This window comes from Buchnera aphidicola (Aphis glycines) (assembly GCF_001280225.1).
Classification (GTDB): domain Bacteria; phylum Pseudomonadota; class Gammaproteobacteria; order Enterobacterales; family Enterobacteriaceae; genus Buchnera; species Buchnera aphidicola_E.
Map to the genome: position 1 here is coordinate 601,795 of NZ_CP009253.1, position 26,370 is coordinate 628,164.

Consider the following 26,370-nt stretch of genomic DNA (forward strand, 5'->3'; position numbering starts at 1 on the left):
TGCAATACTGTTGAAAAAGAAAAAAAAGATCATATATAAAAATTAAGAAACTTTTTACATGTTAAAAATATTATTTAAAACCATTAAAATATATTTTATAAATAAAAAGGAGTTTTTTATGTCTTATCGTTCATTTTCTTTCTTACCAAATGTAAACCATAATAGTGTTTTTTCAAATAGATTTAATCAAATTGATAAAATGTTCAGCACTTTAACTGGAGAAAAACCACTATCTGACACTCCACTATACAATCTTATAGAAGTTAACGAAAAAAAATATATATTAACATTAAACATTGCTGGATATGAAGAAAAAGATTTAGATATATCTGTTCATAAAAATCAATTAATAATTCAAGGAAAAAAAGAAAAACAAAATCAAAAAAATGAAAAAATAGAAAAATATTTACATAAAGATATTACATTTAGTAATTTTTCTTTGAATTTTAATTTTTATCATAAAATAAAAGTAAATAAAGCAGATCTATCTTTAGGTTTGCTAGAATTACATTTTGAATGCCAAATTCCGGACGAAGAAAAACCTAAAAAAATATCCATTAACAATAATAGTATTCAAATTCAAAACAAGTAAAATATAAAAATGTTTAAAACATTTTAATAATCATTATACTTTTTTGAAATTCAGTATAATGATTATTAAAAACAATTTTAACTAATCTGTAAGAAAATAAAATGAATCCATGGATTAATGCTCAAGTTTTAGAAATAAAAAAATGGACTAAAAATTTATTTAGTCTGTTTCTAAAAGCGTCGATATCAAATTTTCAAGCCGGTCAATTTACTAAACTAGCTTTATGTGAAACTAATAAAATAAAAAAAATTCAGAGAGCATACTCTTTTGTTAATGCTCCAAGTAATAAAAATTTAGAAATTTATATCACTCGTATTCCAAATGGAAAGTTAAGTAATCTTTTATATAATTTAAAAACTGGCGATAATGTATTCATTAAAAAAAATGCATTTGGATTTTTTGTTTTAAAAGAAATACCCAATTGTGAAACATTATGGATGTTTGCTACTGGAACTGCAATTGGACCTTATTGTTCTATTTTACAAGAAGGTCAAGATATTGAGCGATTTAAAAACATTGTTTTGTTACATGCTGTGAGATATACAAATGAGTTAGTTTATCTTCCTTTAATGAAAAAATTATGTGAAAAATACGATGGAAAATTAAGAATTCAAACTATAATCAGTAGAGAAAAAAATAACAATTCTTTATTAGGAAGAATTCCTTTTTTAATCAAAAACAGAGTAATAGAGAAAAAAATTGGATTAGAAATTAACTGTAAAAATTCACATGTTATGTTATGTGGAAATCCTTCGATGGTAAAAGAAACATATCTTTTACTCAACCAAGAAAGAAATATGACTAAACATTTAAGAAAAAGAAAAGGAAATATCACCATGGAAAATTACTGGTAAATTTATTTAACAACGATCAAATGAAAACGAAATAACTTCATTAATGCTTTTTTTATTTAATGCGATCATTATTAATCGATCTATACCAATTGCTACTCCTGAGCACAAAGGTAATCCATGTTTGATTGCGCTTAAAAAATTATTATCTATTTTTCTTATAGGTAAATTCATTTTTTGTCTATTTTTATTATCATTAATTAAACGTTTTTTGTGTTCTAAATAATCTGTAAGTTCATAAAATCCATTTCCTATTTCTATTCCTTTAAAAAATATCTCAAATCTTTCTGCAATACGATTATCTTTATAATTTTGAGCGGCCAGAGAAGCTTGTTCTATAGGAAAATGATATATAAATATTGGTTGATCTTCTTTTGCTAAAAGAGGTTCTATTACTAGAGTGAATAACATTTCTATTAATATATGTAAATTTTTTTCTAATTCTGTTAAATATTGTAAATTAAACTTCTTTGAAATTTTATGCAATTCAGAAACATTGGTAGAAAAGGGATCTATATTTAAATATTTTATAAATACTTCTTGATAAGAAATTTTTTTTGATTTTTTAGATTTTAATATTTTTTGAAGAAATAAATCTATTTGTTTAATGAATGTTTCCATAGAACATGAAATTTGATACCATTCAAGCATAGTAAATTCTGGGTTATGATGTGTTCCATACTCTTGATTTCTAAAACTATGACATATTTGATATATCGGTCCACTTTTAGCCGCTAACAATCGCTTCATATGATATTCTGGACTAGTTATTAACCATAATTTTAATTTATTTGATGTATTTTCTGAAAAAAAATAATTAGTTTCAAATGGTGTTAAATTTATATCTGTAACTGTTGATTGAGATAATATTGGAGTTTCTACTTCTAAAATTTTTTTTTCTAAAAAAAATAATCGAATATCATTAATAATTTCTGCTCTTTTTATTAAGTTTTTTATAGAAGCGCTCGGTTTCCAATGACGTTCCATATAGATTCCTTGTAAATTTTTATATAAAATAAAATATAATGTTTTTTTTAATTACAACTAAAATACAAACTATTTATAAATAAAAGCAATAAAAATGAAAAAAACAGCAATTTATCCAGGTACATTTGATCCGATTACATATGGACATTTAGATATTATAACTCGTGCAATAAAAATTTTTGATAATATAATTATCGCTGTTTCTTCGAGTAATTTAAACAAAAAAACTATTTTCAGTTTAAAAGAACGTATTCAATTAACTAAGTTAGCTACATTACATTTTGATAATATAAAAAAAATAATTGGTTTTAATGACTTATTAGCTAATTTAGCTAAAAAAGAAAATACTAATATTTTAATTAGAGGAGTTCGTACGATATTTGATTTTGATTATGAAATTAAATTAGCTACAATAAACAAACAGATATACCCCGAACTAGATAGTATTTTTTTTCTTTCATCTAAAGAAACTTCATTCATATCATCATCCTTTGTAAAAGAAATCGCAAAATATAAAGGAGATGTCAAACCATATCTACCAAAAGAAATACATATTGCATTTTTAAAAAAAATTAACAATTTATAATGCAATTATTATAAAAAATAATAGGGCTTATCGCCCTATTATTTTTTAAAGTAAAAATTTTTCAAGAATTAATTGATAAAATATGAATTCTTGATGATTGGTGCATCTGAGTATGAAAAAATTACAGTGGCCTTCACACCAAAAGAATGATGTTCTGTTACATCATTTGCATTGACAAAATAAAAATCAGACAAGTTGGTAGCTACAATTCTAATTGTACCATCTTCTAAATGAGTAATCTCATAATAATTATTTGCACGTACGATATGAGAACCATCTAATGCTGGATTTTCCGAAATTAATTTTAAATAAGATGGTTTTAGTAATGTTGGGTTAGCATATTGAGAAATAAACTTTTGTTCTATATCGTTAGTGATCAATTTTTTAAAACTTTCAATCATTCCCTCTTTTGTTGAAGAAGAAATTAAATGTCCATCGATTAAAAAAACAGCAGAATTAAAATCTATCATGAAATATTCATTAAAATCTTTAGGAATCTCTAAATCTTTAGGTATATCTTTGTAATAAGAAACTGTATTATTTGATTGCGGACGTAATGGGGGCTCTTTAAAAACTGTCCATGTATGTTGGTCTTTTTCAACATGATTATCATGAGCTTGTTTAATACTTCTGTTAATTGCATCTGTCAATGATTGATTAATATTTAAATTTTTTTGTTGTACTATTGTATTAAAATTTTCATCTAAATCATTTGGATACTGTATTTGAAAATTTTCTTCTTTTGGAATTTCAACATCTAAATCAGGAAATGAACTTTCGTATTCAGGATGTTTAGGGTTATGATTTAATTTGTTAACTACCCTCAATCTCCCCTGTTCTCTTATTTTTTCGATCAAAGCATGTATAAATTTTTTTGAAGATTTAATTGTTTTTTTTAATTTTTTAACATATTCAATTAAACTATCAATTTTATCATTTACTTTTTTAGTGGACTCATCCATTGATGATCCCATGATCCATCTATATCCTGCATCAAAAATTTTTTTTAATGTAGTACCATTAAATAAATCAATAAATTCATTTTTAATTGCTCGGTACGCTTCGCATATTTTTTCTTTTAATAAATTAATTATGTTTTTACCTAACTCTACAATATTTATTTTTTCAAGTACATCTTTAATGAGATTTATCAAATAGTTAAAAGAATTTGGAAAAAAATCTAAAATAGATTGAATAATGGATTCAGAAGAGGTTTCAGGAGGGATGTCAACAGCAGTTTTTTTTTCATAGAACTTATATTTTTTAATTTATCAACATTATTATTAACATCAATTTCATTATTTTCTGTTGATTTTTTTCTTATATTTTCTACTTTATCTAATTCAGATAAAAGCCTTTCGTATAAATTTTCTAATTTAATTAGATTTAATTCAGTTTCATTTGAAGATTTTGTAATTTTAACATCTTTAGAAATTGTAGAGTTATTAGAATTTTTATTTAATCTTGTACGATAATCTTCAATTTTTTTACTAATATGTTCAAAATCGTTAGGATTTATTTTAATTTTTAAATTATTATTTTTTTCGAAAGATATTGGATTTAATTTATCAACTAGATTAATATTAGATGACATAATTTTTTTTCCTTGTTTAAACTATTTAAAACTATAAACCTGTTTAATAAATATATTTTTATTTAATTTTTAAATTTTTTTAAAAGTTAATATAAAATAAGTTAGCGCTTTTAGTGTATTAATTTTTATTTTTTAAGCAATATAAAAAATAAAAAGTTTTACTTTATATATTTTAAATCTATTTTTAGAAAAGTCAATTATTAATAAATAAAAAATAAAAATATTATGAATATATATCTAATTATAAAAAATACTAATGTCAGATTACAAAAAATAATCAAAGAACATAATATAAAGCATGACGAAAATTCTTCTTTTGCATTAATAATTAATAATAATGTATTAGAGTTATATGATCGCTCAAAAATATACAAAAAAAGTATTAAAGTTGATTTTATATCTAAACAAAATAATTACAGATGTATAAACTTTAAAAAAAAAAATGAAGCTTTGTATAAAGCATTAGGGATTAAATCAAACTATTTCCCTTCTGTTGTCGATGCCACAGCTGGATTTGGAAGAGACGCATTTTTAATTTCTTTTTGGGGATGCTATGTTATTATGATTGAACGTCATCCAGTAATTGCTGCTTTATTAAAAGATGGTTTGCAAAGAGCATGTAAAAACAAAAATATTGGATATTGGTTAAAAAAAAGACTACATTTTATTTTTTATGATAGTTGCAAAATGCTTGAAATGTCTATTGTTCAACCAGATATTGTTTATTTAGATCCTATGTATCCAATTAACAAAAAAACATCATTACCTAAAAAAAACATGCAGTGTTTACGAAAAATAATAAAAAATAATAATGATTATAAAGAATTATTAAACATTTCTAGAAAATTTGCAAGAAAAAGAATTGTTGTTAAAAGACCTATTCATGCTGAACCTTTGTCTAATGAAAAATTTACATTTTCGATTGGTAATAAAAATCATCGTTTTGATATATATTTACCTTTTAAAAAAAATAGAAGTACAATTAAATAAATATGTACTCCTATCTTACAGAATTATAATTAATATTATTTATGCTATCAAAGATAATGCTATCCAATATAAAATTCCAGAAAGTAGAATCGAAATAGGTAAAGTTAATACCCAAGCAATAATAATATTTTTCATAGTAGTTTTTTGAATTCTATCGCCATCAGCTAACATTGAACCTGCTACTGAAGATGAAAGAATATGTGTTGTGGAAACGGGAATACCTGTATAACTAGCTATTCCGATAGAAAAACTAGCAGTTATTTGAGCAGACATAGCTTGTGCATATGTCATTCTTTTTTTGCCTATTTTTTCACCAATAGTCACAACTATACGTTTCCATCCAAACATTGTACCTATCGACAAAGATAGCGCGATAATTGTTATTATCCAAATTGGTGCATATTCTATAGTTTTCAGTATATCTTGCTTCATCTTATATAAAAAAAATTTTTCATCTTTATTAATATTAAAACTAGTAATTTGATCAATATTATTAGAAATACAAAGTAAAAAATGACGTAATTGAAATCTTTTTTGTACATTTAAAAGATTATAGTTATCAATGTTATTTAGTAAAATATTCGTTTGTTTAACATTTTTTATTATTTCAGAAAAATTAAGATATAATTTTTTATTATCATTTTTATTTATTATATGTACGTGTTTATTTGAATAATACTTATATAAATGATTAAGTGCGCTTTTTGTGTAAGTGATCTCATTTTTTGAAGCATTTAAATTGATTAAAAAGCTAGATGGTACGATACTAATAAGTACGAGCATAATTAATCCTATTCCTTTTTGACCATCATTCGCTCCATGTGCATAACTAACTCCAATAGATGATAAAATTAATGCGATTTTAATTGAAAGTGGAGGATTTTTTTTTCCTTCTTTTTCTTCGTATTCGAATGGAGTCATATGAATTTGATTAAATTTATTATGTTTACTTGTAATATAACGTAATAAAAATATTAAACTTCCAGCAATAACTAATCCTATAATAGGAGATAAAATTAAAGATAGAAAAACATTTAAAATTTTAGATATGTTTAATGCATTAACTAAAGAAGAACCTGTGATAATTGCGTTAGTTAAACCGACGCCAATAATTGCTCCAATAAGAGCATGTGAGCTAGACGCAGGTAAACAAAAATACCAAGTAGATAAATTCCATAATATAGCAGAACATAAAATAGAAAAAACTGTTATAAGTGCATGTTCAGAATTTTTATTTAACAACAAGTCATTAGGTAATAAATGAACAATAGCGTATGCTACTGTTAAACCTCCAAGTAAAACTCCTAAAAAATTAAATATACCAGACATTATAACTGCAAGATTGGCAGGCATGGATCTAGTGTAAATTAAAGTCGATACAGCATTTGCTGTATCATGAAAACCATTAATAGCTTCATAAAATAAAACAAAAAATAAAGCTAAAAAAATAAATAAACTATGATTCAAGTCAGAATAAGAAAATAAATATAGCATAATATTTTAGCCATTTGATGAATTGAACGAAGTTTATTATCCTTGAGAAACTATCTTTTAGGAAAGTAAAATGTCATGTTTTTTAAAAAACATTTTTTAATTAAATTTTTTTAATTTTAAAGATAAAAATATTCCGTAAATTAAAAAAATTATCATAAAAATTGAAATTCCTAACCATTTTGAATAAAACCAAAAAAATCCACTAAACGTTCCAAATATACTTGAACCTAAATAATAAAAAAATAAATATAAAGAAGTAGCTTGTACTTTTGCGGATTTTGCGTATGCGCTAACCCAACTGCTAGCAATGGAATGAGAAGCAAAAAATCCTCCTGAAAAGATTATTAATCCTAAAATAATGATTATAATTTGATTTAACTGAGTAATTAACAAACCTAGAATCATGAATAAAAGAGATATTATTAATATGTTTGTTTTATTGTATTTATTTATTAAAATTCCAGCTTTAGGAGAAGTATATACCCCAGTTAAATAAATAATAGATAATAAACCTATACTTGATGTGTTGAGGTAAAATGGTTTTGATATCAATCGATATCCGATATAATTAAAAATAGTAACAAAACTTCCCATTAATATAAAACCTATCATAAATAGAGTAAATAATATTCGATTTTTTAAATGTAAATAAAAGTTATTTAAAAACATTTTATAATCTACAGGAATTGGATAAAAATTTTTCGAAGATGGTAAAAGAAATAGAAATAAAAAAGATAATATTAATGAAAAGACACCAATGGTAAATAATGAAACATTCCATGAAAAATGTTCGGCTATAATACTACTAAGAATTCTCCCAGAACATCCACCTATAGTATTTCCACTAATATATAATCCAATACAAAATGACAATGAACTAGAATGAATTTCTTCAACTATATATGTAATAGCAATAGCAACAACTCCGCTTAAAGATAATCCTATTAAAGCACGAAGTATAATAATCATGTGCCAGTTATTTATACAAGAACAAATAATTGTTAAAATTGATGCACTTAACAAAGAAGCAGACATAATTAATTTTCGACCAATTATATCTGATATAATACCAGTCAATAATGTACCTACAGCCATAGTTGCAGTTGTTGCAGATAAAGATAAACTACTTTGCGAAGCAGTTAAACAAAACTGCTTCGAAAATATAGGTAAAATTGATTGCACACAATATAAAATAGAAAAACTAGAAAATCCCCCCAAAAAAAGACATAAAATAATTTCATTAAATTTTTTTTTATTTTGTTTAATGCATATTTTTTTTTCAATAATATTTTGATTTTTCAAGATTCTTAAAAACCTCTATAATTGATATATTATATATATATATAACCTTCATAAACATACTTTGCTGGTCCTGTCATATATAAAGAATTTCCAAAACCTTTCCATTTCACTGATAAAATTCCACCTAATAATTCCACTTTAACATGATGACAAAGCATTTTTTTTACAATTCCTACTGCAACTGCAGCGCATGCACCGCTACCGCAGGATTGAGTTTCGCCTTCATTACGTTCATAAACTCTTAATTTAATATGATTTTTATTTAAAATTTGCATAAAACCTACATTTATCCCATCGGGAAAAATAGATTCTTTTTCGATTATTTTACCAATATTTTTGACAGGTGCGTTTTTTATCGATTCTACTTGAAAAACACAATGCGGGTTACCAATAGAAACCAGACTACATAATAAATGATTATTAAATATTTTTACTGAGAAGTTATGTTTCCGAAATTTTTCCGAATTTGTTATTGATTTTACTTCAAAAACAGGTTCATTCATATCGACTTCAATAATATCTTCAGAAATAAAATTAATGATTATGTTTTTTTTATTAGTACTAAGGTTAATGATTTTTTTATTTGTAAAACCTTTTAAAATAAGAAATAATCCAACACATCTAGCTCCATTTCCACATTGTTCTACTTCATTTCCATTTGAGTTAAAAATACGATAATGAAAATCGAATTTAGTATTATTTGATTTTTCAATTAATAATAATTGATCAAACCCTATTCCTGTATTACGATTTGATAATTTTTTTATTTTGGATGAGGATAAAACAAAATCTTGTGTAATTGATTCAATAACCATAAAATCATTACCTAAACCATGCATTTTATAAAAGTTAATTTTTTTTTTATTGTTAATATTTAAATACATTTAACATTCCAATAGTTTTTCATTATTTACATAAGTTTTTATAATTGAGTAAAATTATACAGATTTTGTTTATTTTTTAAATAAGTTAAAAAAATTTTAGGGAATATTAATGAAAAGAAAAATAATTTATAATCAAAAAAACAATTTTCACGAGTTGGTAAATAAACTATTTCTTAAGATTGAAGATAATTTAAATTTATATGTTAATAAAATTGATTTTGATTATGAAATACAAGATTATATGATAAGTATTACTTTTTTAAATAAAAGCATGATCATTATTAATAAACAAGAGTTTTTAAAGCAAATTTGGCTAGCTACTAAATTAAATGGATATCATTTTGATTATAATATAGAGCAATGGATTTGTAATCGTAGTAATAAAAATTTTTGGGAAATATTTCAAGAATCTTTTTCAATACAATCTAATAACAATGTAATATTTTATAATATTTGAAGTATTTTGATAATTTTAAAGAGATTACAACAAATCACATATTTAGTTATGGTTTCATAATGATTGAAAAACATATTTTATATTAAATATAAATAACAAGTAACATGAAAAAAAAAATATTAAGAATTGCTACTAGAAAAAGTCCTTTAGCTTTAGAACAAACCAAGTATGTTAAAAAGAAAATATTATCTTTATATCCTAATTTGAATATAAAATTAGTCCCGATAGTAACACACGGAGATAATATTTTAAATAAGTCGCTTTCTAAAATTGGAGGAAAAGGGCTTTTTATTAAAGAATTAGAATTTGCTCTTCTTGATAATAGAGCTGATATCGCAATACATTCAATGAAAGATCTCCCTGTTCATATTACTAAAGAATTATGTTTAGTTAGTATATGTCAAAGAGGAAATCCATTAGATTCATTGGTGTCTAATCATTATAAATCTATTAATCAATTACCTAAAGGTGCAATAATTGGAACATCAAGTTTAAGAAGACAATGCCAATTAATAACTTATCGTCCTGACTTAATTGTTTCTCCCTTAAGAGGAAATATAGAAACAAGAATCGCTAAATTAGATCAAGGCCAATATGATGCAATAATTCTGGCGACCGAAGGATTAAATAGATTACATTTAAAACATCGAATTACTCAAATTATACCTGCAGAATTATCTCTTCCCTCATGCGGACAAGGAGCTATTGGAATACAATCTAGATTACATGATAAAAAAATATTATTTTTTTTATCTCGCTTAAATCATATCAATACTTTTATTGAAATTAGTACAGAACGTGCATTTTGTCAAAATTTAGAAGCAGGGTGCCAGATTCCCATTGGAAGTTATGCTATTCTCAAACACAATAAAATATGGCTACGAGGGTTAATAGGCTCGCCTGATGGCGCTATTATATTGAAAGGAGAAAGGTTCGGTTGGTATGAAACTGCTCAAGAAATGGCTTGCTCTTTAGCTAATGAATTACTTAGAAATGGCGCTCAGAAAATTCTTGATGATATCTATTTAACTAAAAAATTAAATTAAAATGAAAATACTAGTTATGAGACCTTCTCCTGAAGGTGAAAAATTAGTAAATATACTAAATAAAATAGGAATTCTATCCTGGCATTTTTCTTTATTTAATTTTTCACCTAGCTCCAGTTTAATCAGCATATCAAAAAAAAAACATGAATTATATACTGCAGATATAATGATTATTTTTTCTAAAAGATCTGTTTATTATACAAATTTATATTTAAATAAAAATAATTTAAACTGGCCTCTTAATCCAGATTATTATGCAATTGGAAAAGGTACAGCTATTTTTCTTGAAAAATACATCGAAAAAAAAATTTTATTTCCAAATGATGAAGAAAGTAGCGAAGCTTTATTAGATCTTTTATATGAAAAAAATATTAGTAAAGCTAAAATAATTTTATTAAAAGGAGAAAATGGAAGAAAATTGGTAGAAAAAAAATTATTAAAAAATCACTTTAATATATCTATTATAGAATGTTATAAAAAATCTTTTAAAACAATCGATAGTTTATTAATAGAAAAGTGGCGTTCTTATAAAATTAATACATTAATAATAACTAGCGGTGATATTTTAAATAAATTAAATGACACAATTGATTGTTTTAATAAAAATGAATGGCTATTTAGATGTAAAATATTTGTTGTAGGTAGTAGATTAGGTAATATAGCTAGAAAAATAGGATGGAAAGATATTGTTATATCTAATTATGCGAATAATGAAAATTTATTAAAAATTATACAAAAACATAATTAAACTTTATTCGGCGAAAGAGGATTTGAACCTCTGACCTACTGGTCCCAAACCAGTTGCGCTACCAAGCTGCGCTATTCGCCGTATTTTATAAAATTTTGGGTGGCTAATGGGATTTGAACCCATGACCACTGGAATCACAATCCAGCACTCTACCAACTGAGCTATAGCCACCAAATAAAATATAAAGATATCTTATTTTAATAATTGCGCTCGACAGGATTTGAACCTGGTACCTCTACCTTCGGAAGATAGTGCTCTATCCAAATGAGCTACGAGCGCATTTATAAAATATGAATTAAATTCTATGACTAATTGTTGTTGTTGTCCAGCTTTTTTTATAAAATTTTTAAGAGCGTTTCATCATGTCAAAAAATTCGTCATTAGTTTTAGTCATAGATAATTTATTTAATAAAAACTCCATCGCATCTATTTCACTCATTGGGTGAATAATTTTTCTTAATATCCACATTTTTTGAAGTTCATCTGGTAAAGTTAATAATTCTTCTTTTCTTGTTCCAGATCTATTATAATCAATAGCTGGAAAAACGCGTTTTTCTGCTATTTTTCTGGATAATGGTAATTCCATATTACCTGTTCCTTTGAACTCTTCATAAATAACTTCATCCATTTTTGAACCTGTATCAACTAATGCGGTGGCAATTATCGTTAAACTCCCACCTTCTTCTACATTACGAGCAGCACCAAAAAATCTTTTAGGTCTATGTAATGCATTAGCATCCACTCCTCCTGTTAAAACTTTTCCTGAAGCTGGTACAACAGTATTATAAGCACGTGCTAGACGAGTAATAGAGTCGAGTAATATAATTACATCTTTTTTATGCTCTACTAATCTTTTAGCCTTTTCAATGACCATTTCTGCTACTTGTACATGTCTTGATGCAGGTTCATCAAAAGTAGAAGCAACAACTTCTCCTTTTACTAATCTTTGCATTTCAGTAACTTCTTCTGGTCTTTCATCAATTAATAATACCATTAAAACACAATCTGGATGATTATAAGCTATGCTTTGTGCAATATTTTGAAGTAATATTGTTTTACCTGCTTTCGGAGGTGCTACAATTAAACCTCTTTGACCTCTTCCTATGGGTGAAGCTAAATCTAAAACTCTTGCAGTTAAATCTTCTGTTGAACCATTTCCTCTTTCCATTCTCAAGCGAGAATTAGCATGCAAAGGTGTTAAGTTTTCAAATAAAATTTTACTTCTTGCATTTTCCGGTTTATCATAATTAACTTCATTAACTTTTAATAAAGCAAAATATCTCTCACCCTCTTTAGGTGGTCGTATTTTCCCAGAAATAGTATCACCAGTTCTTAAATTAAACCTACGAATTTGACTAGGTGATACATATATATCATCAGGACCAGCTAAATAAGAACTATCAGAGGAACGAAGAAATCCAAATCCATCTTGTAATATTTCTAAAACTCCATCTCCAAATATATCTTCTCCACTTTTTGCGTGTTGTTTAAGGATTGCAAAAATAATATCTTGTTTACGCATACGCGCTAAATTTTCCAACCCCATTTTTTCACCAAGAATAATTAATTCGGAAACTGGCATATTTTTAAGTGCGGTAAGATTCATAATGGTGGGTTCTTAGTAAAATCGGGGTAAATCTTGAAATGATAATTTTGACATAATGTATATTGTATTAATAAATTTTATATAAAATTTAATTTATAAATAAAAAATTAGTAAATTTATTTAATATTCTCATCTAAAAATTTTTGGAGTTGCAACTTAGAAATTGCTCCAATTTTAGTAGCAAGAACCTGACTGTTGTGAAATAATAATAATGCAGGAATCCCTCGAATAGAATACATTGGTGCTGTTTTTGGATTGATTTCTATATTTAATTTTCCAACTTCTATTTTATTGACGTATTCATTAGCTATTTCCTCTAAGATAGGTGCTAATATTTTACATGGATTGCACCATTCAGCCCAAAAATCAACTAATATAAAACCTGTTTTTTTTAAAACTTTTTCTTCAAAATTTTGATCTGTTAATTCGATAATATTGTTCATTTTTTACTTTTCTCTATTTTTATTTAATTTGTAAAGAAAAATTGGAAATAAATTTAATTTTTTAATTAAAGTTATATATGATGTTATCATTTTTGAAAGTTGATTTAAACTAAAATTATAGAATTTTTACATTTTAATATTTTTTAAGTTATTTATTTTTATTGACGTTTTAATTTTCATGTTGACCTAAAAAAAATTTTTGTCCCAATGTAAATCTTCTTCAGGTAATTCGAATAAAAATCTACTAGGTATTGTATACAATTTTTGCCCATACTGCATTCGTGTTTGACAATACGTTAAAAATAATTGTTTTTTTGCTCGAGTAATTCCTACATAAGCTAATCTTCTCTCTTCTTCTATATTATTTTCATTGATACTTTTTGAATTCGGTAGAATACCTTCACTCATACCAACAATAAAAACGTAAGAAAATTCTAATCCTTTAGATGAGTGTAGTGTCATTAACTGGACTTGGTTTAAATCTTTAGATTTTTTTTCACTATTAATTATATCACGCAGTGTCATTTTTGTGATAATATCTAACAAATTCATAGGTTTTTCAATGTTATTTCCTTTTATTAAGCTTTTTATCCACTTAGATAAGGTATATATGTTATTTATACTTTGATTTATTTTATCAGGTTCCTTTAATTTTTTTGATAACCATGATTCATATTGAATATCGTGAATAATGATATCTAAAATATCATGAGGTTTCGCAATAGATAGTGAATAAATTCTATCTATCCAAGAAACAAATTTTTTTATTTTTTCTAATGTTGATTTATTTAAAAAATTTTTTATTTCTGGATCACTACTGGCTTGAAAAAAACTTATATTTTTTTTGATAGAAAATGTTTCTATTTTATTAAGTGTAGAATTTCCTATTCGACGACATGGAAGATTTAAAACTTTTGAAAAAGCGTAATTATCATTTCGATTGATTATTAATCTTAGATAACTTAATAAATTTTTAATTTCAGGACGCGAAAAAAATGATGAATTATTAGAAATTCTGTAAGGAATGTTTCTTTTTAGAAAAATTTTTTCAAGAATTTGAGATTGATGATTTCCTCTATATAATATTGCATAATCTTTGTATTGTATTTTATTTTTAGAATATGCGCAAAGTATTTTTTGTGCTATTTTTTCTGCTTCAATTTCCTCGTTTTGACCAATTAAAATGTTTATTTTACTTCCATATTTTAACTTAGAAAATAATTTTTTTTTAAAATAATTTGGATTATATGATATAAGTTTATTTGCAGCTTTTAATATTCTTCCATAAGAACGATAGTTTTGTTCCATTTTTATAATTTTTAAAGTGGGAAAATCTTTTTTTAGTAAAAAAATATTTTGAGTAGTAGCACCTCTCCATGAATATATTGATTGGTCGTCATCTCCAACTAAAGTAAAATTAGAATTTATTCTAGTTAACATTTTAATTAATTCATATTGACTGTGACTAGTATCTTGATATTCATCTACTAATAAATAAGTGATTTTTTTTTGCCAACGATGTTTTATGTTCTTATTTTTCCTAAACATTAATGTTGGCAGGCAAATTAAATCATCAAAATCTAATATATTTGATTCGCGTAAATAAATAGTATATTTCTCATAAAAATATGCGAAATTTTTTTCTTGAATAGATTGTGATAATAATTTTGCATCTGAAGGTGTATAAAACTTATTTTTCCAATAAGATATCGTAAAAATCAAATTTTTTAGTAATTTTGTATCGTTTTTAATATTTTTATTAGTAATTTTTTTTAACAATGAAACTTGATCTTTTTCATCCAATAAAGAAAAATTAGAATTTAATTCTAGAAAATCTGTTTCTTCTTGAATAATTTTTAGTCCAAATGAATGAAATGTAGAAATAGTGATTTGTTTTATTTCAAATATATTTAAACATTTTAGAAGGCGAAGTTTTATTTCATGAGCGGCTTTATTAGTAAATGTTAAAGCAATAATATTTTTCGGTTCATATTGACAATTTTTTATCAAATAGATAATTTTATTGATAATAACTTTTGTTTTGCCAGAACCAGCCCCTGCTAATATTAGACAGGGACCATTTATAAATTCTACAGCATTTTTTTGAATATAATTAAGAGACATAATAAAATATTAATCAGTGAAGTTTTTAAAAAAATTGTATAACATATATATTATTCACCTACTGTAATTTTTTTCATTTTTTTCATATAATTTCTTAGTTTTAATCCAACAATTTCAATTGGATGATTTCGTATTTTTTCGTTGATTTGATATAATTCAATATTATCTATTGTAGTTGTATTTAATGATTGTTCCCAATCAGATTTTTTGAGATTCATTATAAACTTGTTTAAAATAGGGTAAGCTGATTCAGCAAATAGATAACTACCATATTCAGCAGTATCTGAAATTACCATATTCATTTCATATAATTTTTTTCTTGCAATTGTATTTGCAATTAATGGTAGTTCATGCAAAGATTCATAGTAAGCTGATTCATTTTTAATACCTGATTGTAACATTGTTTCAAAAGCTAATTCAATACCTGCTTTGATTATTGCAACCATTATTATACCATGATCATAGTATTCTTGTTCAGATATTTTTTGTGAACAAATAGGAGCTTGTTCAAAATTTGTTTTTTTTGTATTATTACGCCAATTTAATAATTTTTCATCGTTGTTTTTCCAATCATTCATCATGTTACGAGAAAATTCACCTGAAATAATATTATCCATATGTTTTTCGAACAATGGTTTTAGTATTTTTTTTATTTTTTGAGATAATTTAAAAGCTTTTATTTTAGATTGATTTTCAAGTCGATCCATCATCAATGTAATACCTCCATGTTTTAATGATTCAGTAATTGTTTCCCATCCATATTGTATCAGTTTGCCTGAATAATCAGCTTGATAACCATTTTCAATTAATTTTTCATAACATATTAATGATGCTGTTTGCAACATTCCACATAAAATTGTTTGTTCTCCCATTAAATCTGATTTTACTTCAGCTACAAATGATGATTCTAAAACTCCAGCACGATGACCACCTGTTGAAAAAGCCCATGCTTTAGCAATATCTAAACCAATATTTTTAGGATCGTTATCAGAATGGACGGCAATTAATGTAGGAACTCCAAATCCCCTTTTAAATTCTTCTCGAACTTCTGTTCCAGGGCATTTCGGTGCCACCATAACAACTGTGATATCTTTTCTTACTTTTTCATTGCACTCTACAATATTAAAACCATGTGAATAACCTAAACATGAATATGGTTTCATTAATTTCTGAACTTCTTGAACTACATTTTGATGTTGTTTATCAGGTGTTAAATTAATTACAAGATCAGCGTTGGGAATTAATTTTTCATAATTATTTACTTGAAAATTATTTTTTTTAGCGTTCAACCAAGATTTATTTTTTTTTAAAATACTATCACTTTTTAATGCAAAAGATATATTTAATCCTGAGTCTCTCATATTTAAACCTTGGTTTAAACCTTGAGATCCACAACCTATAATAACGATATTTTTATCTTTTAAAATATTGTTTTTGTTTTCGAACTCTTTTCTTTTCATAAAACGACATTTTTTAATTTCTTTGATTTTTTCACGAAAAGATAGTGTATTAAAATAATTCATTTGATTATTTCCGAATGTAAAATTAATCTATTATTAAATATCTGATTTCTTAAAGATTAAATAATTTTTTTTTATCTCTTATTGCGCCAGTATCGGCACTAGTTGCGCAAGAAGCATAATATTGCAATGCTAATGAAATTTTTCTGTTTCTATTTAATGGTTTAAATGCTTTATCACCTTTTAATTCCTCTTTTTTCATTCGATTTTCAATTTCTTTTTCAGTAACATTTAAATGAATTTTTTTTTCATAAATATTGATTTGAATATTATCTCCATTCTGAACCAACGCTATCACTCCTTTGTTTGCAGCTTCAGGAGAAATATGTCCTATTGATAATCCCGATGTTCCTCCAGAAAATCTACCATCAGTAATTAACGCACATGTTTTATCTAATTTCATAGATTTTAAATATGTTGTTGGGTACAACATTTCTTGCATTCCAGGACCTCCCTTGGGTCCTTCATATCTAATAACTATTACATCTCCCGAATGAACTTGATTTTCTAGTATTGATTTAACTGCTTCTTCTTGACTTTCATATACTTTTGCAATGCCAGAAAAAATATAATTTTCTTTTTCTACGCTAGCGGTTTTTATTATACAGCCATTTTTTGCCAAATTACCATATAAAACAGATAAACCACCCTCTTTACTATAGGCGTTTTCACAAGATCGAATACAACCCGTGACACGATTCATATCTAATGTATTCCATCTGAAATTTTGTGAAAATGGTTTAACTGTTCGTTCACCACCAGGTCCTGCATGAAACATTTTTATTACATCGCTTTTTTTTGTAGATAAAATATCATAATTTTCTATTGTTTCTTTTAAATTTAATCCTAATATGTTTTTAGTTTTGTTATTTAATAAATGAAAACGATTTAATTCTCCTAATATACCTATAACACCACCTGCTCGGTGCACATCTTCCACATGATATAATTTCGTGCTGGGAGAAACTTTACAAATATGTGGAGTATTTTTTGAAAGTTTATCGATATTAGATATTTTAAAATTAATATTCCCTTCATTCGATGCAGCTAATAAATGCAATATGGTATTAGTAGATCCACCCATAGCAATATCTAACATCATTGCGTTTTCAAAAGAGTCTTTATTTGCAATATTTCTAGGTAAAAATTGTGTTTTATCGTTTTCATAATAATCTTTTGTAATTTTTACTATTATTTGAGCTGATTTTTGAAATAATTTTTTTCTATCAACGTGAGTAGCTAACAATGTTCCGTTTCCAGGTAATGATAAACCTATTGCTTCCATTAAACAATTCATAGAATTTGCAGTAAACATACCTGAACAAGATCCACATGTAGGACAGGAAGACAATTCAATATTTTTTATAAAATCATCTGAATTATTAGGATCACCTCCGTGAATAATTGCGTCAACTAAATCAATTTTTTCTATTTTCTCTTTAATCTTTGTTTTACCTGCTTCCATTGGACCACCTGAGACAAAAACTGAAGGTATATTTAAACGCATTGCCGCCATAAACATTCCAGGTGTGATTTTATCGCAATTAGAAACGCATATCATCGCATCTACACAATGTGCATTAATAACATATTCTATAGAATCTGCGATTAATTCGCGAGAAGGTAAAGAATATAACATTCCAGAGTGACCCATTGCTATTCCATCATCTATAGCAATAGTGTTAAATTCTTTAGGAACACCACCTGATTTTGAAATTTCTTTCGAAATAATTTGAGCTACTTCGTGTAAATGAATATGACCTGGAACAAATTGAGAAAAAGAATTAACTATTGCTATAATTGGTTTTTTAAAATCTTCATCATTCATTCCGGTAGCTCGCCATAAAGATCTAGCTCCGGACATATTTCTTCCTTGCGTTGTTGTAAAAGAACGGTATTTAGGCATTTGAAGATAACCTCATAAGAATATTATTTGATTTAATATTTTTTTGAAAATATATATATTTATTTGTTTAGTAGGAATAATCATTTCATATGATTTGATTTTAAAGGAAATTATTATATAGATTTGATGAGTGAAATTTTGGCAGGGGTGGAAGGATTTGAACCTACAACTTTCGGTTTTGGAGACCGATGCTCTACCAATTGAACTACACCCCTAGTGATATTTAGGATTTTAATTATATCTTTAAAAAATTAATTATATTCTCAATTAATAAAAAAGTCTAGTTTGTATTTGATAAAATTTGATTGTAAAAGCGCATTAATTTTAGATCTAATTTTTTTTTTAAATGATAGAATATTAATGTTTCTCAAAATTTAAATAAGGTAATGATTTTATGAAAACTCCAATTTATTTAGATTATGCAGCTACTACTCCAGTAGATTATCAAGTTGCTAAAAAAATGATGAATTATTTAACGATTGATGGAATGTTTGGAAATCCGGCTTCTCGATCACATAAATTCGGTTGGGAAGCTGAAGAGGTGGTTGATATTGCTCGTAATCAAATATCTGATTTGATTGGAGCAGATTCACGTGAAATTATATTTACTTCTGGTGCTACTGAAGCAAATAATTTAGCTATTAAAGGGATTGCTTTATTTCACAAAAATAGAGGAAATCATATTATTACAAGTAAAACAGAACATAAATCAGTATTAGATACATGTAGGTATCTAGAAAGAGAAGGTTTTTCTGTGACTTATTTAACTCCTAAAAACAATGGGGTTATTGATTTAAATGATCTAAAAAAAAATATAAAAAAAGATACTATACTAGTTTCTATTATGCATGTAAATAATGAAATTGGAATTATACAAGATATAAAAAGTATATCTGAAATTTGTAGATCTCACGATGTTTTTTTTCATGTAGACGCAACTCAAAGTATAGGAAAAATTGATATTAATATGAAAAATTTGTTTATAGACTTGATGTCTTTTTCATCGCATAAATTATATGGTCCAAAGGGTATTGGAGGGTTATATGTTCGTCGCAAACCTCGAGTGCGTTTATTAGCATCTTTACACGGTGGCGGTCATGAAAGAGGAATAAGAGCGGGAACCTTACCAGTTCATCAAATTGTTGGAATGGGAGAAGCTTTTGAATTAGCAAGAAAAAAAATAAAAGATGATTTTGAACATTTAAATAATTTAAGAAATGATTTGTGGAATGGGATTAAAAATATTGAAGAAGTTTATTTAAATAGTGATTTAAAACAAGGAGCTCCTCATATATTAAATGTTAGCTTTAATTATGTTGAGGGTGAATCATTGATTATGTCGTTAAAAGACTTAGCTATTTCTTCTGGTTCAGCGTGTACTTCATCTAGTTTAGAACCTTCTTATGTACTAAGAGCTTTAGGAATAAAAGATGAATTAGCGCATAGCTCAATTCGTTTTTCTATTGGAAGATTTACAACAAAAGAAGAAATTCAATATACAATACAATTGGTTCACAAATCTATCTCTAAACTTCGCGAACTTTCGCCGTTATGGGAAATGTTTAAATCAGGAGTTGATTTAAATAGTATAGAATGGGATCATAGTTAGAAAAAATATTTTAAATTAAAGGTGTTAGAAATGGCATATAGTAAAAAAGTTATGGATCATTATGAAAATCCTCGCAATGTTGGTTCTTTTTCTAATGCAGATATTAATGTTGGGAGTGGTTTGGTAGGGGCGCCTGCTTGTGGTGATGTTATGAAATTACAAATTAAAGTTAATTCGAAAGGTATCATTGAAGATGCTTGTTTTAAAACATATGGTTGTGGTTCCGCAATTGCTTCTAGTTCACTTGTAACAGAATGGATCAAAGGAAAATCAATAAAAGAAGCGGAATCTATTAAAAATACAAGTATAGTCGAAGAATTAGAACTACCTCCAGTTAAAATTCATTGTTCAATTTTAGCAGAAGATGCTATTAAGGCAGCAATTGCAGATTATAAAAATAAAAAAAACAAAGATTGATTTTTTTATATTTAATGTTGAAAAATTTTTTTCAACATTAAATTTCAATTTAATGTTTTAACATTAGTGTAATTTAGGTGTTTTATGAATTATTTTACATTATTTAAATTGCCAAAAAAATTTCAGATTAACAAAGATTTGTTAAATCAAAATTTTCATAAATTACAATTGAAATTTCATCCTGATTTATTTTTAAATGACTCTGATTCTAAAAAAAAATGGGTTTTAAAAAAATCCATTCAAATTAATAAAGGATACACAATTTTAAAAGATTCATTCAATCGATCAATGTATTTACTTTTATTACATGGTATTAAAGTAGATCAGGAAAAATTATTGTCTGATAATCCATGTGTTTTAAAAAAATATTTTTTTTTGCATGAAGAGTTGGAAACTTTAAAAAAAAAGAATAATTTAGATACAATGTGTTTTAATGATTTTTTAAGAAGAATCGAATATGAAATAACAGATTGTGAAAATATAATTAATAACGAATTTCGAAATAAAAATTGGAACGAAATTATCAATTCGACATCTCAATTATTGTTTTTAAAGAAAATAAAAAGAAAATTAAAAAAATAAAAATTTTTTTACTTAAATGACATAAATTAGGATGTTTTATATGATTTTTTTAAAAGACAAATTTAATCAAAAATTAATTTTAGGAATTGATTTTGGTACTACTTACTCTCTTATATCTACCATAGAAAATAATCATGCTGTGTTGTTATCCGATGACAAAAAACGTTATTTGTTGCCATCTATTGTACATTGTGGACAAGATAATTTTACTATAGGTTGGGATGCGACTAATCAAGTTCTTAAAGATCCAAAAAATACAGTTGTTTCAGTGAAACGCTTAATTGGTCGATCTATTGATTTTATTAAAAAAGAATTTCCAATTCTACCTTATGTGATAGAACAGAACAAAAAAGGAGATCTTGTTTTTTATACTGATGCAGGACAAGTTTCTTCTACTCAAGTCGTGAGTAAAATATTGAGGCACTTAAAGAAAAGAGCTTGCGCTTTCTATAAAAAAAAAATAGATACTACAGTTATAACTGTGCCGGCATATTTTGATAATGTTCAACGTTCTTTAATAAAAGAGGCAGCTATAACTGGAGGTATTAATTTAATTAGATTATTAAATGAACCAACATCTGCAGCAGTTGCATATGGTTTAGAGAAGAATAAAAAAGGAATTGTTATTGTATATGATCTTGGTGGAGGTACTTTTGATATTTCTGTATTAAATTTAAATAAAGGATTATTCGAAGTATTAGCTACAAGTGGTGATTCTCATTTAGGTGGTGATGATTTTGATGTAATTTTAGCAAATTATATATATAAGAAAGCTAATTTATCAAATCATCAATACAATGATTCCTTCCACGCTTTATTATTAGAAGTTGCAAAAGCAACTAAAATAAAATTAACCTATCACGAAACTGTATCAGTTAGAGTGTTAAATTGGCATGGAATTATTACTCGTAATGAGTTTGATTTAATTATTAAACATTTAGTTAAAAAGACTTTATTAATTTGTATGAAAATATTTAAAGAAATAAATTTAAACATTAAAAAAATTAAAGAAGTTATTATGGTAGGAGGTTCTACGCGTGTTCCATTAGTTTATAATGAAGTTAAAAAATTTTTTTTAATAAATCCATTAATTTCAATCAATCCAGATCAAGTTGTTGCAATCGGTGCCGCATTGCAATGTAATATGCTCGTATCAAGAAGCAAAAAAAATCAAACAATATTGTTAGATGTTGTTCCTCTTTCATTAGGAATTGAAGTGATGGGAGGGTTTGTAGAAAAAATTATTTTTCGTAATAGTCATATACCTATTTCTCAAACAAAAGAATTTACAACTTCTAAAGATAATCAAACAGGGATTATTGTTCATATCTTACAAGGAGAAAGTGAATTGGTAAAAAATTGTTCTTCACTTTCTCGTTTTGTTTTAAAAGATATTTCACCTAGAAAAGCTGGAACAATTAGGATTTTGGTTACGTTTCAAATTGATACTGATGGTTTGATTAGTATAATAGCTCATGAAAAAAGTACTAATACACAAAAAATAGTTAAAATTGATCGTGTTTTATTAGATTATAAAAACGATTTTAAAAACATTAAAAATAATTTTAATTATTTTAAAAATGATTATTATTTCAGGGTTCAAGAAGAAAAGAAAATTGAATCTAAAAATGTTTTAGATTTATTAGAATCAGCTTTAAGACAAGATAGGTTTTTAATCAGCTCAAAAGAATTGAAAAAAATAAAATTAAATCAAGAAAAATTACAAAGATCAATCGATGAAGATGATTTTTATTCCATTAAATTAAATTTAAAAAAATTAGATGAAGTGACTAAAAATTTTTTTTCATTGCGACTAAAGAATGCAATTAATAATTCAATAAATAAAAAAATAGATGAGACTAAATAATGCCTAAAATTTTTTTCCTACCGCATAAATTTATATTACCTAAAGGTGCTATTTGTATTTGTAAAAAAGGCGAAACTATCTTAAATGTTGCATTATTAAACAATATTAAGTTAGAACATGCATGTGAAAAATCATGTGCTTGTAGTACTTGCCATTGTATTATACGAAAAGGTTTTCTTTCTCTTTCGGGATGGACTGAAAAAGAAGAAGATGTCCTAGATAAAGCATGGGGACTCGAATCCACAAGTCGATTAAGTTGTCAAGCTATCATCGGAGATAGCGACATAGAAGTAGAAATTCCTTTATATAATGCTAATCATGTTTCTGATAACTAAACAATAATTAAATGTATGGATTTTTTATATCTTTGAACTTAATCCTCATTGGTATTCCATCTATTTTAAGAGAGTTATAAATAAAATTTTTTAAATATTTTTTGTAAGTTAATGATAATTGTTTTGTTTGATTTCCATGTATAATAATTTGAATTGGATTAGAACTTCCTAGATGTATATATTTTAATTTTATTCGACGACCTTTTATTATTGGAGGTTGATGTTTTTTTGTTGCATCTTGCATAGTTTTCATAAGTTTTGAAGTATTTATTTTTGTTTCATAAGATTTACAAATTTTTTCAATTAATTGAAATATTTCAAAAACTTTTCTAGCTTTAAGTGCTGATACAAAATGTATTTTAAAAAAAAATAAGTTTTTTAATTTATAATTTATTAATTTTTTAAATTTATTTTGTTCTGACAAATTTAATAGATCCCATTTGTTAACTATTATAATAAGTGGTTTTCCAAATTTTTCAGTAATATTTGTTAGTAGTAAATTTTGATTACATATTTTTTTTTGTTCTTGTTTTGCATCTATAATTAATAATATTATATTTGTTTTTTCAATAGCTTCTAAAGTTTTAATCATGGATATTTTTTCAATTTTATTTTTTTTTCTTTTCTTTTTTGATGTTCCTGCGGTATCAATTAAAATATAATTTTTATCATTATATTTCATAGATACAGATATAGTATCTAATGTTGTGCCTGGTATATTAGAAGTAATAATTCTATTTTGCATTGTAAGTCTGTTAATTAATGTTGATTTGCCAACATTAGGTTTGCCTATAAATGTAATTTTTATCGGGATATTTTCTAATTTTATTTCTTTATTTGTGATTTTTTTTGATTCTTGTTTAAATGTAAGTTCTATCCAAGGAATTAAATGTTTATTGATAAAGCTATTAATTCCTTGTTTATGACTTGCTGAAATTTTTATAGTTTTTTTACATCCTAAAGAATAAAATTCATTAATTTTTTCTATTTCCTTTATTCCGTCTATTTTATTAATAAGTAAAAATAATTTTTTTTGATTTTTTCTTATTATTTTTAATATTTCATATTCTTCTGGTAGTATTCCTTCTCGAGCATTTACCATAAATAAGATTAGATCAGCTTCTTTAATAGCTATTAATGTTTGCGTATAAGCTTTTGTTTTTATTGGTTTCCATTCAAAATTAAAACCAGCAGTATCTACTAAGATAAATTTTTTATTTTTTTCTTGATAATAAAAGTCATAGTTTCTATCTCGAGTCAGTCCTGAGTGATTGGAAACTAATGCGTTTCTTTTTTTAGTTAGAACATTGAATAAAGTAGATTTTCCTACATTTGTACGGCCAATTAATGCAATAATAGGTAACATTTTAGTATGAGCTCTGTTGTATTTTTTATTTGATTTGAACTTCGTTTATTTTCATATTAATGATTTTTTTTAATGTTTGGGATTCTTCAAGAAATTTACTCTTTTCCCAACATTTGATTGCTAGTTTTTTATTTCCATCATTCATAAAAATATCTCCTTTTATATTTTCTACTATACTGCTCCAAGAATCGTCTTTAATTTCTTCGATAATTTGTATTGCATCTTTGTTTTTATTTTGTTGCATTTTTATTTTTGACATTCTTAATCGTAAAATGTTTTTCAAGTTTTCTTCTGTTGTATATTTTAGACTGTTTTTTAATTGAATGAATGCTTTTTCTAGATGGTTTTTTAAAATATATTTTTTCGCTAATGATAAAGAAATCAAAGTACCATAAACATTTTTATTATCTATGATAAATTTTTCTGCATTGAAAAAATTTTCATTTGTATTTGCATTTATCTCTTCTATTATTTCTTCGTAGGTTGGTTGATTTAAACTTTTTTTTTGTTTTTTAGATTTTATAATTGAAAAAAACATAAAAAACACCAGAATAAAGAAAAATATAATTAAAAAAATTTTTTTTTTGAAATTTTTTGATTTTTTAATTAAATTGCTTTGCATTAATTGCATTTTTTCTCCTTATCGTTTTTAAACATAAATAAAATTTTTAAATAAATTGTTACAAGTTTAATCTTTTTCAGAATAAAAAGATATTTTTTAAAAAATTTTTTTCATGAATGCAATACTAATTCTCGATTTTTCTTCTTTTTTTATTTTTATTCAAAAAAATAACTTGATAAAAGAGTTATTCCCATAAAATACACTGATTATACACAGCTAATTAACATCAGAAGTTCCTTTATTATCAATGCGAAACGTGACTTATCCACAGATTTTGTATTTACTAATAATAATAATATAATATTATTGTTTTTTTTTTTTTTTAAATAATTTAAAGATAATCTTTAATATTAAAGTTTTATTTTAGATGTTTATATGTGTTATCTTGATTTAAATATTAATACTGTATAAAATAATTCTTAACATTTTAAAGGGTTTTTAT

General features: G+C 25.1%; 25 protein-coding genes and 4 tRNA genes. 12 read left to right on the top strand and 17 right to left on the bottom strand.

Going from position 1 to position 26,370, the window contains the following annotated elements; genetic code table 11:
• Window positions 1-118: 118 nt before the first annotated feature.
• Window positions 119-592 (top strand): Hsp20 family protein, encoded by a 474-nt coding sequence (locus tag IX46_RS02895; protein WP_053940552.1) that lies wholly within the window; start codon window positions 119-121, stop codon window positions 590-592.
• A gap of 101 nt (window positions 593-693) precedes the next feature.
• Complete coding sequence (locus IX46_RS02900; RefSeq protein WP_053940491.1) at window positions 694-1,446, top strand: ferredoxin--NADP(+) reductase; 753 nt, start codon at window positions 694-696, stop codon at window positions 1,444-1,446.
• Window positions 1,447-1,452: 6 nt separating this feature from the next.
• On the opposite strand, the gene epmA is transcribed toward IX46_RS02900, so the two are convergent.
• Entirely contained in the window at window positions 1,453-2,430 is a 978-nt protein-coding gene (gene epmA / locus IX46_RS02905; RefSeq protein WP_053940492.1) for an elongation factor P--(R)-beta-lysine ligase, read from the bottom strand.
• A 94-nt stretch (window positions 2,431-2,524) separates the two neighbouring features.
• Here epmA and coaD point away from each other — a divergent pair, with 94 nt between their 5' ends.
• Window positions 2,525-3,016 carry a pantetheine-phosphate adenylyltransferase gene (coaD, locus tag IX46_RS02910; RefSeq protein ID WP_053940493.1) on the top strand — a complete coding sequence of 164 codons (492 nt, stop codon included), beginning with the start codon at window positions 2,525-2,527 and terminating at the stop codon, window positions 3,014-3,016.
• Window positions 3,017-3,084: 68 nt separating this feature from the next.
• On the opposite strand, the gene IX46_RS02915 is transcribed toward coaD, so the two are convergent.
• Together IX46_RS02915 and IX46_RS02920 are read right to left on the bottom strand one after the other, a co-directional pair.
• Window positions 3,085-4,170: a hypothetical protein gene (locus IX46_RS02915; protein WP_053940494.1), complete on the bottom strand. Its 1,086-nt coding sequence runs from the start codon at window positions 4,168-4,170 to the stop codon at window positions 3,085-3,087.
• A 26-nt stretch (window positions 4,171-4,196) separates the two neighbouring features.
• The gene (locus IX46_RS02920; RefSeq protein ID WP_053940495.1) at window positions 4,197-4,610 is read right to left on the bottom strand and encodes a hypothetical protein; all 414 of its coding nucleotides are present in this window, start codon (window positions 4,608-4,610) and stop codon (window positions 4,197-4,199) included.
• A 225-nt stretch (window positions 4,611-4,835) separates the two neighbouring features.
• Between IX46_RS02920 and IX46_RS02925 the strand changes: the two genes are divergently transcribed.
• A complete protein-coding gene (locus IX46_RS02925) occupies window positions 4,836-5,600 on the top strand; it encodes a class I SAM-dependent methyltransferase (protein WP_053940496.1) in 765 nt (254 codons plus the stop codon).
• A 39-nt stretch (window positions 5,601-5,639) separates the two neighbouring features.
• On the opposite strand, the gene IX46_RS02930 is transcribed toward IX46_RS02925, so the two are convergent.
• The 3 genes from IX46_RS02930 to dapF all read right to left on the bottom strand — a co-directional run bounded on the left by IX46_RS02930 (window position 5,640) and on the right by dapF (window position 9,280).
• A complete protein-coding gene (locus IX46_RS02930) occupies window positions 5,640-7,094 on the bottom strand; it encodes an inorganic phosphate transporter (RefSeq protein WP_053940497.1) in 1,455 nt (484 codons plus the stop codon).
• A gap of 96 nt (window positions 7,095-7,190) precedes the next feature.
• Complete coding sequence (locus IX46_RS02935) at window positions 7,191-8,399, bottom strand: MFS transporter (protein WP_082249201.1); 1,209 nt, start codon at window positions 8,397-8,399, stop codon at window positions 7,191-7,193.
• Between the two features lie 26 nt (window positions 8,400-8,425).
• Window positions 8,426-9,280 (bottom strand): diaminopimelate epimerase, encoded by an 855-nt coding sequence (gene dapF, locus IX46_RS02940; RefSeq protein ID WP_053940499.1) that lies wholly within the window; start codon window positions 9,278-9,280, stop codon window positions 8,426-8,428.
• A 109-nt stretch (window positions 9,281-9,389) separates the two neighbouring features.
• Between dapF and cyaY the strand changes: the two genes are divergently transcribed.
• The 3 genes from cyaY (at window position 9,390) to IX46_RS02955 (ending at window position 11,531) form a co-directional block, all read left to right on the top strand.
• A complete protein-coding gene (gene cyaY, locus IX46_RS02945) occupies window positions 9,390-9,737 on the top strand; it encodes an iron donor protein CyaY (RefSeq protein WP_053940500.1) in 348 nt (115 codons plus the stop codon).
• A gap of 104 nt (window positions 9,738-9,841) precedes the next feature.
• Window positions 9,842-10,783, top strand: coding sequence for a hydroxymethylbilane synthase (hemC, locus tag IX46_RS02950; protein ID WP_053940501.1), 942 nt, complete (start codon window positions 9,842-9,844; stop codon window positions 10,781-10,783).
• Between the two features lies 1 nt (window position 10,784).
• Window positions 10,785-11,531 (top strand): uroporphyrinogen-III synthase, encoded by a 747-nt coding sequence (locus IX46_RS02955; RefSeq protein ID WP_082249202.1) that lies wholly within the window; start codon window positions 10,785-10,787, stop codon window positions 11,529-11,531.
• Between the two features lie 7 nt (window positions 11,532-11,538).
• Here IX46_RS02955 and IX46_RS02960 read toward each other — a convergent pair.
• The 9 genes from IX46_RS02960 to IX46_RS03000 all read right to left on the bottom strand — a co-directional run bounded on the left by IX46_RS02960 (window position 11,539) and on the right by IX46_RS03000 (window position 19,345).
• A tRNA-Pro gene (locus tag IX46_RS02960) sits at window positions 11,539-11,612 on the bottom strand.
• Window positions 11,613-11,629: 17 nt separating this feature from the next.
• A tRNA-His gene (locus IX46_RS02965) sits at window positions 11,630-11,702 on the bottom strand.
• 34 nt (window positions 11,703-11,736) lie between these two features.
• Window positions 11,737-11,810, bottom strand: a tRNA-Arg gene (locus IX46_RS02970).
• Window positions 11,811-11,877: 67 nt separating this feature from the next.
• Window positions 11,878-13,137 carry a transcription termination factor Rho gene (gene rho, locus IX46_RS02975; protein ID WP_053940503.1) on the bottom strand — a complete coding sequence of 420 codons (1,260 nt, stop codon included), beginning with the start codon at window positions 13,135-13,137 and terminating at the stop codon, window positions 11,878-11,880.
• Window positions 13,138-13,253: 116 nt separating this feature from the next.
• A complete protein-coding gene (trxA, locus tag IX46_RS02980; RefSeq protein ID WP_053940504.1) occupies window positions 13,254-13,580 on the bottom strand; it encodes a thioredoxin TrxA in 327 nt (108 codons plus the stop codon).
• A gap of 186 nt (window positions 13,581-13,766) precedes the next feature.
• Window positions 13,767-15,704 carry a UvrD-helicase domain-containing protein gene (locus IX46_RS02985; protein ID WP_053940505.1) on the bottom strand — a complete coding sequence of 646 codons (1,938 nt, stop codon included), beginning with the start codon at window positions 15,702-15,704 and terminating at the stop codon, window positions 13,767-13,769.
• Window positions 15,705-15,754: 50 nt separating this feature from the next.
• On the bottom strand, window positions 15,755-17,227 hold the full coding sequence (gene ilvC, locus IX46_RS02990) for a ketol-acid reductoisomerase (protein ID WP_053940506.1): 1,473 nt from the start codon (window positions 17,225-17,227) through the stop codon (window positions 15,755-15,757).
• A 49-nt stretch (window positions 17,228-17,276) separates the two neighbouring features.
• The gene (gene ilvD, locus IX46_RS02995) at window positions 17,277-19,130 is read right to left on the bottom strand and encodes a dihydroxy-acid dehydratase (protein ID WP_053940507.1); all 1,854 of its coding nucleotides are present in this window, start codon (window positions 19,128-19,130) and stop codon (window positions 17,277-17,279) included.
• Window positions 19,131-19,269: 139 nt separating this feature from the next.
• Window positions 19,270-19,345 (bottom strand) — tRNA-Trp (locus IX46_RS03000).
• A 179-nt stretch (window positions 19,346-19,524) separates the two neighbouring features.
• Here IX46_RS03000 and IX46_RS03005 point away from each other — a divergent pair.
• The 5 genes from IX46_RS03005 to fdx all read left to right on the top strand — a co-directional run bounded on the left by IX46_RS03005 (window position 19,525) and on the right by fdx (window position 23,940).
• Window positions 19,525-20,739, top strand: a complete 1,215-nt coding sequence (locus tag IX46_RS03005; RefSeq protein ID WP_053940508.1) for an IscS subfamily cysteine desulfurase — start codon at window positions 19,525-19,527, stop codon at window positions 20,737-20,739.
• 30 nt (window positions 20,740-20,769) lie between these two features.
• Window positions 20,770-21,156, top strand: a complete 387-nt coding sequence (gene iscU / locus IX46_RS03010; RefSeq protein WP_053940509.1) for a Fe-S cluster assembly scaffold IscU — start codon at window positions 20,770-20,772, stop codon at window positions 21,154-21,156.
• A gap of 84 nt (window positions 21,157-21,240) precedes the next feature.
• The gene (gene hscB, locus IX46_RS03015; protein ID WP_053940510.1) at window positions 21,241-21,738 is read left to right on the top strand and encodes a Fe-S protein assembly co-chaperone HscB; all 498 of its coding nucleotides are present in this window, start codon (window positions 21,241-21,243) and stop codon (window positions 21,736-21,738) included.
• A gap of 40 nt (window positions 21,739-21,778) precedes the next feature.
• Window positions 21,779-23,605 (top strand): Fe-S protein assembly chaperone HscA, encoded by a 1,827-nt coding sequence (gene hscA, locus IX46_RS03020; RefSeq protein WP_053940511.1) that lies wholly within the window; start codon window positions 21,779-21,781, stop codon window positions 23,603-23,605.
• Window positions 23,605-23,940, top strand: coding sequence for an ISC system 2Fe-2S type ferredoxin (gene fdx / locus IX46_RS03025; RefSeq protein WP_053940512.1), 336 nt, complete (start codon window positions 23,605-23,607; stop codon window positions 23,938-23,940). The genes hscA and fdx overlap by 1 nt, the downstream gene beginning before the upstream one ends.
• Window positions 23,941-23,947: 7 nt before the next feature.
• On the opposite strand, the gene der is transcribed toward fdx, so the two are convergent.
• On the bottom strand, window positions 23,948-25,306 hold the full coding sequence (gene der / locus IX46_RS03030) for a ribosome biogenesis GTPase Der (RefSeq protein ID WP_053940513.1): 1,359 nt from the start codon (window positions 25,304-25,306) through the stop codon (window positions 23,948-23,950).
• A gap of 25 nt (window positions 25,307-25,331) precedes the next feature.
• Window positions 25,332-25,937, bottom strand: coding sequence for a YfgM family protein (locus IX46_RS03035; protein WP_343029817.1), 606 nt, complete (start codon window positions 25,935-25,937; stop codon window positions 25,332-25,334).
• Window positions 25,938-26,370: the final 433 nt, after the last annotated feature.